This window comes from Pseudomonas sp. QL9 (genome assembly GCF_041409665.1).
In the GTDB taxonomy this organism is placed as follows: domain Bacteria; phylum Pseudomonadota; class Gammaproteobacteria; order Pseudomonadales; family Pseudomonadaceae; genus Pseudomonas; species Pseudomonas knackmussii.
Map to the genome: position 1 here is coordinate 385,771 of NZ_CP166971.1, position 14,626 is coordinate 400,396.

A 14,626-nucleotide genomic window follows, 5' to 3' on the forward strand; every position below is an offset into this window, starting at 1 on the left:
CGCTCACCGGATCATGTAGACCTTCTTGATGGTCTCGTACACGGTGCACACGCCCTTCCAGTCCTTGGGGAAGAAGGCGGCGGTGTCCGGGGTGATCTCGATCACCTCGCCGGATTCGTGGACGTAGGTGCAGCGGCCTTCGAGGAAGTGGCAGAACTCGTCGCTGGTGACATGGCAAAACCACTTGCCCGGCGTGCAGTGCCAGATGCCGCATTCGGATTGGCCTTCGGGGCCTTTGTGCAGCACTACACCGCTGACCTTGGACTCGCCTTCGAGCATGGTCGGGATCACGCCCCAGTCCTTGAGTTCGGTCACTTGCAGCGGGCGGTGGATTACGGGGGTCTTCATCGTTCACTCCTGAAAACGTGTTCATGCACTCGGGGCATCACCCGAGCTCTGGTAGGGCGAATAACCGTTCACGGTTATCCGCCGAGGGTCTGGATGGATTGCGATGGCGGATAACGCGTACCGCGTTATTCGCCCTACGGCTCAGGCGAGCATGTAAACGGGGACCTTCATCGTTCACTCCTGAAGCGCGTTCATTCGCTCGGGGCATCGCCCTAGCTCTGGTAGGGCGAATAACCGTTCGCGGTTATCCGCCGAGGGGTTGGGTGGATGAGGCTCAAGCCAGCATGTAGAGGTTGCGCAGCGTCTCGTGGACGGTGCATTCGCCCGCCCAGCCGGCCGGGAACAGCACCAGGGTGTCGGGCTCGACCTCGATCACCTCGCCTGCGTCCGAGCGGTAGGTGGCGCGGCCGGCGACGAAGTGGCAGAGCTCGTCGCGCGGGATTGCGAGGCGCCAGCGCCCCGGCGTGCAGACCCACAGGCCGGTCTCCGGGCTGTTGTTCGGCCCCTTGAACAGCAGGCGCCCGCTGGAATGCGAGACGCCTTCGATGGCATCGGACTGCACGCCCCAGTCGACGAGATCGTCGTACTCACGCGCGCCACGAATGTGCGGAGCGCTGCTGCTTCCGTTGAACTCAGGCATTGGCGAGCACCTTGTCGAGGATCTGTGCCGCATCCTCCGGGCCCTTGCGCGAACGCATGGCGGCGCTGGTGCGTGCGAGGCGCTCGCCCATGCGCGAGTCGGTGAGCAGTTGGGCGATGTTGCTGGCCAGGTCTTCCTCGCTCCAGTCGTAGCGGTCCATGCGCAGGCCGTGGCCGCTCTCCTGGGCGCGCATGGCGTTGTCGTGGCCGTCCCACACATAGGGCATGACGATGGCCGGCTTACCGAAGAACAGGCACTCGGTGAAGCTGTTGTTGCCGCCGTGGTGGATCACCGCGTCGACCTGGGCGATCACCGAAGGCTGCGGGTACCAGTTGGAGACGATGACGTTGTCCGGCAGGTCGGTGTACTTCTCCACGTGCTCGCCGACGTTGAACAGCGCGCGGTACGGCAGCTTGCCGATGGCGCGCACCAGGCGCTGCAGCAGCTCGACGTCGCCGGAGCCGAGGCTGCCGAAGCTGACGTAGAGCAGCGGCTTGTCGTTGTTGGCCTTGAACTGCGGAATCTCGTAGGGCTTGTCGGTGCGCACGCAGCCCTGCAGGTAGTGGAAGCGCTCCGGCGGCAGCGGATGGCGGCGCTCGAACTTCACCGGGTCCGGATACAGCAGCAGGTTCATGTAGGGCGACTCCTCGAAGAAGACGCCCAGCGGGTACGGCTGCTCGCCGCATTCGCCGAGGAAGGCGTTGAAGTCGGCGTGGATGGGCGCGATCACTTCCTCGAAGCGTTTCTGGAAGCGCGCGTGACCTTCCTTGTCGTCGATGCTCATGCCCGAGAGGTACGGCGGGATGTCCGGGTCGTGCACCTCGTTCTCCGAGCAGGAGATGATCCGCACCCAGGGCTTGCCGTACTGCTTGATCGCCGGGAAGAGGATGACGTTGTCGACGCAGATCAGGTCCGGCTTGATCTTGTCGAGGATCGCCGGCAGTTCCTTCTGCGCCCACTTGGCGGTGGAGACGATGGCCTCCCAGCACTCCTTCACGTAGTTGTCGAGCTGGTCGATGGGCGCCTTGCGGAAGTTGGGGATGTGGCCATTGATGAAGTCCGTCCAGTAGCGCGCCATCTCCTCCGGCGGCATCGGCTCGGACATGTTCACGTAGTGCTCCTCGAAGCCGTAGGCCGAGTACACCCCGGTCATGCCCGGATCGGTGAGGAAGACCGCCTTGTGCCCCAGTGCCTCGCAGGCCTGGGCGATACCGACGGAGTTCAGGGCCGGGCCGTAGGCGGCCTCGGGGAAGAAGGCGATGACCTTGCGTTCACTCATGGGTTGCTCTCCTGGTTCTTGTTGTTAGGCAGTCATTGGCTCAGCACGCGGGCGTGGCGCGCGTCCCAGCCCAGGCGCACCGGCGTGCCGGCGGCCAGGCGCAGGTGGTCGTAGTCCGAGGACGGCACGCGGACGATCAGCGGCCGGCTGGACAGCGCGGTTTGCACGTGGAGGTTGGTGTCGAGGCCGTGGTAGGCGATTTCCGCCACCTCGCCCTGTACCTGGTTGTCGGTGGCGGGCGTGGCGTCGGTGAGTACGCGCAAGCGCTCCGGGCGCAGTGCCAGGGTGACGTTCTGCGGCCCCGCCTCGGCGCCGCGCTCGATGTTCAGCAGCTGGCCGCCGGCCTGCAGGCGGTCGGTGCCCACGCGCTGGCCATCGATCAGGTTGCTGACACCGATGAAGTCGGCGACGAAGCGGCTGTTGGGGTTCTCGTAGAGTTCGCTCGGGCTGCCGCACTGGCAGACCTTGCCGTCGCGCAGCACGGCCATGCGGTCGGACATGACCAGGGCTTCTTCCTGGTCGTGGGTGACCATGATGAAAGTGATGCCGCTCTCGTGCTGCAGGCGCTTGAGCTCCAGCTGCATCTTCTCGCGCAGCTTCTTGTCCAGCGCGCCGAGGGGTTCGTCGAGCAGCAGCACGCGCGGGCGCTTGACCAGCGCGCGGGCCAGGGCCACGCGCTGACGCTGGCCGCCGGAAAGCTGGTCGGGACGGCGGTTGGCCATCTGCCCGAGCTGCGCGGTTTCCAGCACCGCATCCACTCGCTGGCGAATCTCGGCGGCGGGCAGCTTTTCCATTTCCAGGCCGTAGGCGATGTTGCCGCGCACGGTCATGTTGGGGAACAGCGCATAGGACTGGAACATCAGGTTCAGCGGCCGCTTGTTCGGCGGCAGCGGCGAGATGTCCTGGCCGCCCAGGTAGATGGCGCCGGCGCTGGGCGTCTCGAAGCCGGCGATCATCCGCATCAGGGTGGTCTTGCCGCAGCCCGACGGCCCCAGCAGGGCGAAGAACTCGTTCTCGCGGATGCTCAGCGACACCCGGTCCACCGCGGTCAGGCCCTCGCCGTAGGATTTGCTCACCTGGTCCAGGACCAGCAGGTCGGAAGACTTAGTCATGGGCTTTGGGCACCTTGTTCAGACGTTGGGAAGCGAAGAGCGCGGTGAAGCTGACCAGCATCACCAGGGTGGCGAGGGCGTTGATCTCGGGGGTCACGCCGAAGCGGATCATCGAGTAGATCTGCATCGGCAAGGTGGTGGAGGCGCTGCCGGAGCCGGCGTTGAAGAAGGCGATGATGAATTCGTCCACCGACAGGGTGAACGCCAGCAGCCCGCCCGCCAGCACGCCGGGGAAGATCGCCGGCAGCAGCACCCGCCGCGCGGTGGTGAACCAGCCAGCGCCGAGGTCGATGGAGGCTTCGAGGATCGAGTAGTCGAAGTGCTTCAGGCGCGTGCGCACCACCGCGCAGACGAAGGCGATGTTGAACACCACGTGGCTGAGGATGATCGAGTGCAGCCCCAGGCTCATCTTCAGCAGGTTGAAGAAGCTCAGCAGCGCGATGGCCAGGACGATGTCGGGGATGATCATCGGCGCCATCAGCAGGGTGTCGGCCAGGTTGCCGCCCTTCCCCGTTCCCTTGTTCCGTGCACGCATTTCCACGCCCAGTGCCAGCAAGGTGCCGAGCAGACAGGCGATGAAGGTGGAGCTCAGCGCCACGATCAGGGTGTTCAGCGCGGCGTGCTGGATCGAGGCGTTGGCCAGCAGCTTGGCGTACCACTTCAGCGAGGCGCCGCCCCAGGCGGTGGGCAGGCCGCTGGCGTTGAACGACAGCAGGATGAGCACGAGGATCGGCACATAGAGGAAGGCGTACACCAGCCACAGGTGCGCGCCGAGGGCGATACCGGAAGGGTTACGCATGGCGTTCGCCCTCCGCGCCCTGGGCCCGGCGCGAGACCAGGGCCTGGATGAACAGCAGCACCAGCATGATGCCGATCAGGAAGAAGCTCAGCGCCGAGCCGAACGGCCAGTCCCGCGCGGTAAGGAACTGCGCGTAGATCAGGTTGCCGACCATCTGCACCTGCTTGCCGCCGAGCAGGTCGGCGGTGATGAAGTTGCCGATCGACAGCACGAAGACGAACACCGCGCCGGCCGCCACGCCGGGCACCGAGAGCGGCAGGATCACGCGGCGGAAGGTGGTCCAGCCGGAGGCGCCGAGGTCGCGCGAGGCTTCCCACAGCTCGCGGTCGATGCGCGACAGCGAGGAGTAGATGGCGAGGATCACGAAGGGGATGTAGTTGTAGACCAGCCCGAGCACCACGGTGGCGTCGGTGTACAGCAGGTTGATCGGCTCGCCACTGTAGCCCAGCAGGTTGAACAGGCGGTTGAGCAGGCCCTCGCGGTTGAGCAGGACGATCCAGGCGTAGGTGCGGATCAGGTAGTTGCTCCAGAACGGCAGCATCACCAGGAACAGGTACACCGCTTGCCGGCGCGGCGTGGCGCGGGTGATCGCGTAGGCCGCCGGGTAGCCGATCAGCACGGCGAAGAGCATCGCGGTGCCGGCGATCTTCGCCGAGCGCAGGAGGATGTCGAGGTACAGCGGGTCCACCGCGCGGCGGTAGTTCTCCCAGGTGAACACGTAGTCGATGCCGCCGTAGGCACCGCGTTCGAGGAAGCTGTACAGCAGCACCAGCAGGCACGGCAGCAGCAGGAACAGCGCCAGCCAGCCCAAACCGGGTGCGAGTAGCCAGGCCGACAGTTTGCGGTCGGCGGACAAAGCAGTCATGCAGGGTTCCCCCAACCCCGCGAGGCGGGGTGGTTTTCTTCACTGAAGTTTCGGGGCGAGCGAGCTAGAGCGAGGCAAGGCGAGAACAAGCGTGGGCGCGGAGTTTAGGCCGCTAAATGAGCAAGCCCGCGCTTGTTCTCAACGCCGCATCGCCGACGCGCAGCCGGCCTTACTGAGCAGCCATGATTTCGGTCACGGCGCGGGTATACGCCTTTTGCGTGTCGCCACCGACGTCACGCAGCTGTTGCTGCTTGACCAGGTCGGCCGGGGTGGTGGTGAGGTTGGGGTACTTGGCCAGCAGATCGGGCTTCAAGGTCGCCATCGCCGCCTGGTTGGGCACCTTGTAGAGGATGTTCTCGGCGACCCACGCGTGGTTGGCCGGTTCGAGCATGTAGTTGATGAAGCGGTAGGCGGCGTCCGGGTTCTTCGAGCTCTTCAGTACCACCATGGTGTCCACCCAGAGGTCGGAGCCCTCCTTGGGCACCACGAACTTGATCGCCGCGTTGGCCTGGGTGCCGTAGTTGCACCAGCCGTCCCAGGCGTGGGCCATCAGCGCCTCGCCGGAAGCAAGCTTGGAGTAGAAGGTGGTGTCGTCGAAGGACAGCAGGCGCTTCTTGGTGGCGATCAGTTGGTCACGCACCTTGCCGATCTGCGCAGGATCAGCGTCGTTCACCGACCAGCCGTTGGCGAGGAAGCCGGCGCCGAGCAGCCAGCGGTCGGTGGCGAGCATGGTGGTCTTGCCCTTGAGCGCATCGCTGGGCTTGAGCAGGTCGTTCCAGCTGGCCGGCGCCGTGGCGATCTTGTCGGAGCGGTAGCAGATGCCGGTGGTGCCCCAGGTGTAGGGCACGGAGAAGTGGTTGCCCGGGTCGTACTCGAGCTTCTGCGCCTCGGGGTAGAGGTTCTTCAGGTTGGGCACCTTGGCCGGATCGATGTCGGCCAGCAGGCCCTGCTTGTGCAGGATCTCGGCGAATGGGGAGGAGACGAACACCACGTCGTAGCCTTCGCCGCCGGAGGCCATGAGCTTGCCCATGATCTCTTCGTTGGTGGCGTGCAGGGACTTGTCGGCTTCAAGGCCCGTGGCCTTCTGGAACTTCTCCAGCGCATCGGGGGCCATGTAGCCGTCCCAGATGGAGATCACCAGATCCTTGGCGCTGGCCGTGGCGGCGGACAACGTGAGCGCGAGGGTGGCCCCCGCGTAGAGCATGGTCTTCAGCTTCATCTTGCGCACCTGACGATGGTTGTTGTTGTGTCGAAGGCAGCGGAGCGAAAAGCGTACTACATGTCTTTTTTCAAAAATAAAAACCACAACACTGGCGAAGTCAACACTTTCTTCCATCCTTGTTGAGCCCCGGTGGCTGTGGCATAAAAAGCTCCCACGCCGCCCGGCACCGCCCGCCGCACGCGGCAAAGGCCCGACACAGAGGGATCCGGCTTGAGCAACGAGAGCGAAAAAAGACCTCGCACCAACCACCTGGAACTGGCGCGCAAGATCATCGAGCACGCCCAGGAACAGGGCCTGGCCGCCGGCGACGGGCTCTCCGAGCAGCAGTTGGCGCGCACTTTCGGCGTGTCCCGCACGCTGATCCGCGCGGCCCTCGCCCTGCTGCTCGAACAAAAACTGGTGCAGCACGAGGCCGGCAAGGGCTACCACCTGAGCGCCGACCCCTCCAGCCAGGTGCTCGGCCCCGCCCTGCCCCAGGCCGAGGAAGAGGCGCTGGCCGCCTCGGTGCTGCGCGACCGCATGGCCGGCCGCCTGGGCAACAGCCTGGGCGCCAGCGAGCTGATGCGCCGCTACGACATTTCCCGGGTGGCGGCGCAGAAAGTCCTGGCGCAGCTCAGCGAAAGCCAGGTGCTGGAACGCGGCGCCGGGCAGAGCTGGAGCTTCCGCCCGCTGCTGAACAACCTCGCGGCACTGGAAGACAGCCTGCGCTACCGCCTGATCCTCGAACCCGAGGCGCTGCTGAGCCCCGGCTTCGAGCCGGACCTGGCGCGCCTGGCGCTGCTGCGCGGCGCCATGGAGGAGCTGCTGGCGATGCCGGTGGAGCGCTTCGACGTGGTGCAGTTCCGCGAGCTGGACATCGGCTTCCACGAACTCATCGCCCAGGGCTGCGGCAACCGTTTCATCGCCGACGCCCTGCTGCAGCACCAGAAACTGCGGCGCCTACCGAACCTGCTGCCGATGGTCAGCGTGCACCGTTTGCAGGAAGCCCTGCGCGAGCACCTGCGAATCATCGAGCAGATCGAGCGCGGCCAACTGGAAGTGGCGGCCGACCTGATGCGCCTGCACCTGCGCCTGTCCGCCGCGCAGCGGCCGCAGACCGCCAACCGCGGCATTCCCCAGGGCGTGATGGGGATGCGCCGCTGATTTTTCGCTGACGGGTGTTTTTTTTCAGAAAAAAATGCAGTATCCGTTTTACGCAGCAAGGCCGGTCCCCTTCCGGCCGTGGAAGTGCCCATGACTCCGAGACCTCGCACCATCGCCCTCTTCCCCGAGGCCAGCTTCGGCGCCGCGCTGAACTGCATCGGCATCGCCCAGGCCCTGCGCGACCTGGGCGCGCGCCCGGTGTTCATCTGCCATGCGCACTTCCAGGGGATCTTTGCCGAGTACGGTTTCGCCGAGTACCCGCTGCAGCTCGACTCGCCGCTGTCCGCCGAGGAGCACCAGCACTACTGGGAACGCTTCATCGAGCGCAACGTGCCCTACTTCGACCAGACCCCGCTTGCGCAGATCGACAGCTACGTGGCGCCGGCCTGGGAAGCCATAATCGACACCGCCATCGAATCGGAAAAACCGCTGCAGCAACTGCTCGCACGGCTCAAGCCGGACGCCATAGTGCTCGACAACGTGGTGGCGTTCCCGGCCATCGCCCGCGCCGGTTGCCCCTGGGTACGCATGGTGTCCTGCGCCGAGACCGAACTGCCCGACGCCGCCGTGCCGCCCTACCTGTCCGGCGCCAGTGCCAGCGACCCGCAGGCTTGCGCGACCTTCCGCGAGCACTACCTGAAGGCGGTGAAGCCGGCACATGAGCGCTTCGCACGCTTCCTCGAAGAATGCGGTCATGCGCCGCTGCCAGCCGGGCAATTCCTCGAAGACTCGCCCTGGCTGAACCTGCTGCTCTCGCCCACTCCGGTGCGCTACGAGCGCGCCAAGCCGCTGCCGGCCGAGCGCTACCTGTATCTCGACGGCTGCGTGCGCAGCGAGGCGCCCTACGTGCCGCCGCAGTTCCCGCGCCACAACGACGCGCCTTTGATCTACGTGAGCTTCGGCAGCCTCGGCGCCGCCGACGTGGGCATGATGCAGCGCCTGATCGATGCGGTGGCGCAGCTGCCCTACCGCTTCCTGATCAACGTCGGCGCCTACCGCGAGCACTACGCCAGCGTGCCTGACAACGTCTACCTGGACAGCTGGTTCCCGCAGCCGGCGGTGCTGCGCGAGTGCCAGCTGTTCATCCATCACGGCGGCAACAACAGCTTCTGCGAGGCGCTCTACTTCGGCCTGCCGTCGGTGATCATCCCCTACTGCTGGGACGGCCACGACAACGCCCGGCGCGCCGAGGAAGTCGGCGTGGCGCGCTACCTGCCGCGCTTCGACGCCCCGCTGCAGGCCCTGCCGCAAGCGCTGGCCGAGCTGCTCGCCGACAGCGCCATGGCCGCGCGCCTGGCGGCGGTCCGCGCGCAGATGCAAGGCTCGCGCGGCACCGAGGCGGCGGCGCGGGCGATTCTCGGCATCTGCGACTGACTGATCGACCGGCCACGCGGCGCAGGCCCGCCCTGATCTACGCTGAATGACGGACACGCCCGTGCCACGGGCGCTGCATCCCATTTGCCCAGGAGCCCTTGCCGCATGGCCGCCCCGCCCCCCTCGCCCACCTCCTTCGACTGGCGCCGCTGGCTGCCCGGCCTCGCCACCCTGCTGAACTACCAAGCGGCATGGCTGCCGAAGGACTTGGCCGCCGGACTGGTGCTGACCACCATGCTGGTGCCGGTGGGCATCGCCTATGCCGAGGCCTCCGGCGTGCCGGGCATCTACGGCCTGTACGCAACCATCATCCCGCTGCTGGCGTATGCGCTGTTCGGCCCCAGCCGCATCCTCGTGCTCGGCCCCGACTCGTCGCTGGCCGCGCCCATCCTGGCGATCGTTGTGCAGTTCGCCGCGGGCGATCCGCAGCGCGCCATCGCCGTGGCCAGCCTGATGGCGCTGGTCTCCGGGGTGGTGTGCATGGCCGCCGGGCTGCTGCGCCTGGGCTTCGTCACCGAACTGCTGTCCAAGCCGATCCGCTACGGCTACATGAACGGCATCGCCCTGACCGTGCTGATCAGCCAGCTGCCCAAGCTGTTCGGCATTTCCATCGACAGCGACGGGCCGCTGCGCAACGTCTGGCACCTGGTGCAGGCCCTGGCCGAAGGTCGCGCCAACTTGCCGAGCTTCGCCGTCGGCGCCGGCAGCCTGGCGCTGATCCTCGTTCTGAAACCCTACCAGCGCCTGCCGGGCATTCTCATCGCCGTGGTCCTGGCGACCCTGGCGGTGAGCCTGCTCGGCCTCAACGACCTGGGCGTCAAGGTGCTCGGCGAACTGCCCCAGGGCCTGCCCACCTTCAGCCTGCCCTGGCTCAGCGGGGTCGACCTGGTGGAGATCCTGCTCGGCGGCATCGCGGTGGCGCTGGTGTCCTTCGCCGACACCAGCGTGCTATCGCGCACCTACGCCGCGCGCCTGAAGACGCCGGTGAACCCGAACCAGGAAATGTTCGGCCTGGGCGTGGCCAACTTCGCTTCCGGGCTGTTCCAGGGCATTCCCATCAGCAGCAGCTCGTCACGCACACCGGTGGCTGAGGCGGCCGGTTCGAAGACCCAGCTGACCGGCATCGTCGGCGCGCTGGCGGTAACCGCCCTGCTGCTTGTCGCGCCCAACCTGATGCAGTACCTGCCCACCAGCGCGCTGGCCGCCGTGGTGATCGCCGCGGCCCTGGGGCTGTTCGAATTCGCCGACCTCAAGCGCATATTCCGCATGCAGCAGTGGGAGTTCTGGCTGTCCATGACCTGCTTCGCCGGCGTCGCCGTGTTCGGCGCCATCCCCGGCATCTGCATCGCCGTGGTGATCTCGGTGATCGAGTTCCTCTGGGACGGCTGGCGCCCGCACTTCGCGATCCTCGGGCGAGTGGACGGCACCCGCGGCTATCACGATATCAAGCGCCACCCGCAGGCCCGGCGCATCCCTGGTCTGGTCCTGTTCCGCTGGGATGCCCCGCTGTTCTTCGCCAACGCCGAGCAATTCCAGGCCTGCATCCTGAAAGCGGTCGACGAATCGCCCACGCCGGTGCAACGCCTGATCGTGGCGGCCGAGCCGGTGACCAGCATCGACATCACCTCCGCCGACATGCTCGCCGAGCTGGACCGCGAACTGGAGGCCCGTGGCGTGGAGCTGCAATTCGCCGAGATGAAGGGCCCGGTGAAGGACAAGATGAAGCAGTTCGAGCTGTTCGAACGCATGGGCGAAGCCGCCTTCCACCCCACGGTCGGCGCTGCCGTGGAAACCTACCTCGCCGAGTCGGGGGTGGACTGGGAGCCCTGAGCAACCCCTAGCGGAAGCGGTATTCCAGCCCCGCCCCCGCGTACCAGGAGCGCCCTGGCGCCGCTTCGTAGTAGCGCCCGTTGCTGTCGTCGACGATCACCGAGGCGACGTACAGGGCTCGTCCGTACCGAAGGCGGCCCGGATCACCCCAGGCGCTCGTACGCGCCGTAGACGAGGTAGACGCCCAGGCAGCACACGAAGAGTCCGAACATCAGGCGCAGGTGCGGCCCGCTGACGTGGCTGGCGAGGCGCGCCCCAATCCACGCGCCCAGGAACATGGTGATGGCGATCAGGATCGCCGCGGGCACGTCGACGTTGCCGTTGCGGTAGTACTCGAACGCCGCGGCGAGGCCGATCGGCGGCAGCAGCACCGCGAGCGACGTCCCGGTCGCCATGTGCTGGGAAAAGCCCGCCCAATAGATCAGCGCCGGTACCACGATCAGGCCACCGCCCACGCCGAACAGTCCCGCCGCAACCCCACTGGCGATGCCGATCGCCACGTACACCAGCCATGCAGACATAAGCCTCTCCCTCATCGCTCTGTTGGACTCACCCGGCCACCGCCTTGCCGATCATTTCCATGCGGCAGCCGGGCTGTGCGTCGTGGATATCCAGGGTCATGTCATGGAGCCGCGCCACGGCCGCGACCATGCTCAGCCCCAGCCCGTTGCCCGGCGTGTTGCGGCTGGCCTCGCCGCGATACAGGCGGCGGAATACCGCCTCCTGCTCCTGCGCGGCGATGCCCGGGCCGTTGTCGGTGACGCTCAAGCCGCTATGGCCGGCCTCGGCAATGACCCGGACTTCCACCCGCCCCTCGACGGGAGCGAACTTGAGCGCGTTGTCGACCAGGTTGCAGGTCGCATCGAACAGCAACTGCGCATCGCCGGCGACGCACGCCGGGGCGGCGGCGGCCACGAACTGCAGCTGTATGCCGCGCTCTTCCGCCAACGGCTCGAAGAGCTCGACGGCATCGGCCCCAATCCGGTTCAGGTCCACCACGGCGAAATCGCTGCGGCGTGCGCCGACCTCGATCTGGGAGATGCGCAACAGCGCCCGGAAAGTCTGCATCAGGCCCCTGGCCTCTTCCAGCGCCTCGTCGACGGCCTCTGCGTATTCGCTTTCGCTCGGGCGATGGCGCCGCGCCCGCTCCAGGCCGCCGATCAGCCGTGTCAGCGGGGTACGCAAGTCATGGGCGATGTCGTCGCACACGCCCTTCAGCTCGCCCATCAGGCGCTCGATGGCATCCAGCATGCCGTTGACCACTTCGGAAAGACGGTCGATATCGTCGCCATTGCCGCGCACCGGAAGCCGGCGTCCCAGGTCCCCGTCGACGATTCGGCGGATCGAGCGGGTCAGGCCGTCCAGCCGGCGCCGCGCCGAATACCCCAGCGCCACCGCGCCGATGAGGCCGACCAGGAGCAGCAGCAACCCACCGGAGAGCAGCGCATTCACCAGCAGCTCGTGGAACTCGCGGATGTCGCGGATATCCTCGGCCACCACCAGCGTCGATCCGTCCGCCAGGCGGTGAGCGATGAAGCGCAACGGCCGCTCATGACCGCCGGGGGCGGCCCAGCGGAACTCGTAGGGCTGGTCGAAATGATCGAAGCGCGGAACGGCCTGCAGCGGGCCGACGACGGAATGGCCATCGGCATCGAACAGCGTGAACGGGACCAGGTTGCCGGGATCGCCCTTGGCGTGGTCGATCAGCTCCTGCAGGCGCACAGGCGCAGGTTGCCGGCTGCGAATTTCGATGGCGCGATGCAGCTCGCCGTCGACCTCGTTGAGCAGGTACCCGGTGGTCTGCCAGTAGATGTAACCGAACAGCGCCAGGAACGAGCAGATGAACAGCGCCAGGAAGATCAGCGCCGTGCGGAAGCTGATGGTGCGCGGAACGTCACTCAGGCGAGCGAAGAACATAGCCGGCTCCGCGAATGGTGTGCAGCAGCGGGACGTCGCCCTCGCCATCGAGCTTGCGCCGCAAGCGGCCGATGTGCACGTCGATGACGTTGGCCTGGTCGTCGTACTGGTAGTTCCAGACCGCCTCGAAGAGCATCGTGCGCGTCACCACCTGGTCGACATGCTGCGCGAGATATTCCAGCAGGGCGTATTCGCGCGGCAGCAGGTCCACCTGCCGCTCGCCACGGCGCACCGTCCGGCGCAGCAGGTCGATCTCCAGGTTGCCGACGCGCACCCGGTTGTCTGCGGGCTGGTTCGTCGAATGGCCGTGGCGGCGACTGAGGGCATCCAGGCGAGCGGTCAGCTCGATGAACTCGAACGGCTTCGTCAGGTAGTCGTCGCCGCCGGCCCGCAGACCGCGAACGCGCTCGTCGAGGTTGCCGAGGGCGCTCAGGATCAGCACCGGGGTCAGCACGCCCGAGGCCCGCAGCGCCGTCAGCACGCCCAGGCCATCCAGGCTGCCGGGCAGCATCCGGTCGAGCACGATGAGGTCATAGCCGCCGGCGGCGGCCTGCAGCAGCCCGTCGCGGCCGTTGGCGACCGCGGTGACTGCGAAACCGTGGTCCTGCAGGGCCGACTCGATTTCACGCGAGGTTTTAGGGTCGTCCTCGACGACCAGTACATGGGTCATGGCGGTTCAGCGCTTTCCAGAGGTGGCAATGCTCGCAGCACGGTGCGTTTCCATCCGATAGCCTAGTTTGAGAATGTCCGGTCTCGCCGTTGCGCAAAGCCGCCGGCGGATGAATCCACGCCCCTGTCGAGGTCCGTTTGCGAATTCTCCTGATCGAGGACGACAAGCGCACGTCCGCCCATTTGCGCCGCGGCCTGACCGAGGCCGGGCACGTCGTCGACGTCGCCGGGGACGGCGCAACCGGGTTGGCCATGGCGCTGGAGGGCATCTACGACGTCGCCGTGGTGGACCGCCGCCTGCCGGTCATGGACGGCCTGGCGGTGGTTCGGGAATTGCGCCGCCAGGGCGAAGCGCTTCCCGTGCTGATGCTCAGTGCCCTGGCCTCGACGGAGCAGCGCGTCGAAGGGCTGCAGGCTGGTTGCGACGCCTACCTGGCGAAGCCTTATGCGTTCATCGAGGTACTCGCCCACCTGGAAACCTTGCTGCGGCCCCGCAACCCTGCGCCGGGAAACAGCCCGGGGCGGCTGCAGGTCGGCGAGCTGCAACTGGACCGCTCCCAGCACCTGGCCATTCGCCGTGGCCGCAGCATTGCGCTTGGCCCGCGCGAAACGCTGATCCTGGAGAAACTCATGCTTCACCACGGCCAGGTCGTCACCCGCACGATGCTGCTGGAAAGCGCCTGGGACTACGACTTCGACCCCAACGACAATGTCATCGACAACCATATCCATCGCCTGCGCCGCAAGCTCGACCAGGGATTCGAGCCGTCGCTGATCGTGACCATTCCGGGCGCCGGCTACCGGCTGGACATTCCCGCCGCGGCCCAAAGCCCTGGCCTTGCGAACAACGCCGACGAGCCATGAGCGACCTCGCTCCGCGTGGACACACGGCGCACGCTGGTGTCCACGCCGCGGGCGCCTGGTGCCCGCCAAGGCAGGCAGCGGTGGCCGCACGGCTCGCCCGCTCCTGCGAGAGGACTGGTGGAATCGCAGCCCTCGACCGGTCGCGTCGCTCACAGCGCGCGCCCGGCAGAACGCCAACCAGCCCGGTCTTGCTGAACGCTCACCTTCAGTTGGTGTGCTCTACCCGATGCGCAGCCTGACCCTGGTTGCTGGCCACTGCCTGGGCATGGGCATGCATCTGCTCGACCTGCGCGTAATGCTGCATTGCCGTGTGACGCAGGGCATCCATTTGCGCGACGACCCGGTCGCCGCCGTCTTCCGCCATCGCCGCCGCGGAAACACCCAGCAGAGTGGCGATCAGGGCAATTTTGAGAGTTTTCATGGCAAACACTCCTGTTTCGGGGACTCCGGCACCGCCCGGTGTCGGCTCAAGCTCTAGGCTTGGAATCAGCTTATCCAGAGCCCCCTGGCATCCCGCTCCCGGCAACCTGAAACTTTTGACAGAAAGCGAGGCGCCCCCGCTGA

Annotated in this window: 15 protein-coding genes and 1 pseudogene; 4 read left to right on the plus strand and 12 right to left on the minus strand. The window is 66.7% G+C overall.

Annotation, left to right across the window (positions count from 1 at the left end; translation table 11 throughout):
* Positions 1–3: 3 nt before the first annotated feature.
* From ACA097_RS01790 to ACA097_RS01820, 7 genes are all read right to left on the minus strand, one after another.
* Positions 4–348 carry a cupin domain-containing protein gene (locus ACA097_RS01790; protein WP_043251667.1) on the minus strand — a complete coding sequence of 115 codons (345 nt, stop codon included), beginning with the start codon at positions 346–348 and terminating at the stop codon, positions 4–6.
* A gap of 274 nt (positions 349–622) precedes the next feature.
* Positions 623–988, minus strand: a complete 366-nt coding sequence (locus ACA097_RS01795; protein ID WP_371368120.1) for a cupin domain-containing protein — start codon at positions 986–988, stop codon at positions 623–625.
* Positions 981–2,267, minus strand: a complete 1,287-nt coding sequence (locus ACA097_RS01800) for a nucleotide disphospho-sugar-binding domain-containing protein (RefSeq protein ID WP_371368123.1) — start codon at positions 2,265–2,267, stop codon at positions 981–983. Before ACA097_RS01800 ends, ACA097_RS01795 begins: the two co-directional genes overlap by 8 nt.
* A 32-nt stretch (positions 2,268–2,299) precedes the next feature.
* A complete protein-coding gene (locus ACA097_RS01805) occupies positions 2,300–3,379 on the minus strand; it encodes an ABC transporter ATP-binding protein (protein ID WP_371368125.1) in 1,080 nt (359 codons plus the stop codon).
* Positions 3,372–4,178: an ABC transporter permease gene (locus tag ACA097_RS01810; RefSeq protein ID WP_371368127.1), complete on the minus strand. Its 807-nt coding sequence runs from the start codon at positions 4,176–4,178 to the stop codon at positions 3,372–3,374. The genes ACA097_RS01805 and ACA097_RS01810 overlap by 8 nt, the downstream gene beginning before the upstream one ends.
* The gene (locus tag ACA097_RS01815) at positions 4,171–5,043 is read right to left on the minus strand and encodes an ABC transporter permease (RefSeq protein ID WP_160286716.1); all 873 of its coding nucleotides are present in this window, start codon (positions 5,041–5,043) and stop codon (positions 4,171–4,173) included. The genes ACA097_RS01810 and ACA097_RS01815 overlap by 8 nt, the downstream gene beginning before the upstream one ends.
* 169 nt (positions 5,044–5,212) lie before the next feature.
* The gene (locus tag ACA097_RS01820; protein ID WP_371368129.1) at positions 5,213–6,262 is read right to left on the minus strand and encodes a spermidine/putrescine ABC transporter substrate-binding protein; all 1,050 of its coding nucleotides are present in this window, start codon (positions 6,260–6,262) and stop codon (positions 5,213–5,215) included.
* A gap of 213 nt (positions 6,263–6,475) precedes the next feature.
* Between ACA097_RS01820 and ACA097_RS01825 the strand changes: the two genes are divergently transcribed.
* From ACA097_RS01825 to ACA097_RS01835, 3 genes are all read left to right on the plus strand, one after another.
* A complete protein-coding gene (locus ACA097_RS01825; RefSeq protein WP_371368131.1) occupies positions 6,476–7,408 on the plus strand; it encodes an FCD domain-containing protein in 933 nt (310 codons plus the stop codon).
* A 90-nt stretch (positions 7,409–7,498) separates the two neighbouring features.
* Positions 7,499–8,782: a nucleotide disphospho-sugar-binding domain-containing protein gene (locus ACA097_RS01830; RefSeq protein ID WP_371368133.1), complete on the plus strand. Its 1,284-nt coding sequence runs from the start codon at positions 7,499–7,501 to the stop codon at positions 8,780–8,782.
* A gap of 105 nt (positions 8,783–8,887) precedes the next feature.
* Positions 8,888–10,612, plus strand: coding sequence for a SulP family inorganic anion transporter (locus ACA097_RS01835; RefSeq protein WP_371368135.1), 1,725 nt, complete (start codon positions 8,888–8,890; stop codon positions 10,610–10,612).
* A 7-nt stretch (positions 10,613–10,619) separates the two neighbouring features.
* On the opposite strand, the pseudogene ACA097_RS01840 reads toward ACA097_RS01835, so the two are convergent.
* From ACA097_RS01840 to ACA097_RS01855, 4 genes and pseudogenes are all read right to left on the minus strand, one after another.
* A pseudogene (locus tag ACA097_RS01840) lies at positions 10,620–10,724 on the minus strand (hypothetical protein); the annotation flags it as partial.
* Positions 10,725–10,755: 31 nt separating this feature from the next.
* A complete protein-coding gene (locus tag ACA097_RS01845; RefSeq protein ID WP_160286711.1) occupies positions 10,756–11,133 on the minus strand; it encodes a sulfite exporter TauE/SafE family protein in 378 nt (125 codons plus the stop codon).
* Between the two features lie 28 nt (positions 11,134–11,161).
* Positions 11,162–12,529, minus strand: coding sequence for a sensor histidine kinase (locus ACA097_RS01850; RefSeq protein WP_371368137.1), 1,368 nt, complete (start codon positions 12,527–12,529; stop codon positions 11,162–11,164).
* Positions 12,507–13,199: a response regulator transcription factor gene (locus ACA097_RS01855; protein ID WP_043251646.1), complete on the minus strand. Its 693-nt coding sequence runs from the start codon at positions 13,197–13,199 to the stop codon at positions 12,507–12,509. Before ACA097_RS01855 ends, ACA097_RS01850 begins: the two co-directional genes overlap by 23 nt.
* Positions 13,200–13,336: 137 nt before the next feature.
* Between ACA097_RS01855 and ACA097_RS01860 the strand changes: the two genes are divergently transcribed.
* On the plus strand, positions 13,337–14,062 hold the full coding sequence (locus ACA097_RS01860) for a response regulator transcription factor (RefSeq protein WP_160286709.1): 726 nt from the start codon (positions 13,337–13,339) through the stop codon (positions 14,060–14,062).
* 205 nt (positions 14,063–14,267) lie between these two features.
* Here ACA097_RS01860 and ACA097_RS01865 read toward each other — a convergent pair whose 3' ends face one another.
* The gene (locus ACA097_RS01865; RefSeq protein ID WP_371368139.1) at positions 14,268–14,483 is read right to left on the minus strand and encodes a co-regulatory protein PtrA N-terminal domain-containing protein; all 216 of its coding nucleotides are present in this window, start codon (positions 14,481–14,483) and stop codon (positions 14,268–14,270) included.
* Positions 14,484–14,626 lie beyond the last annotated feature (143 nt).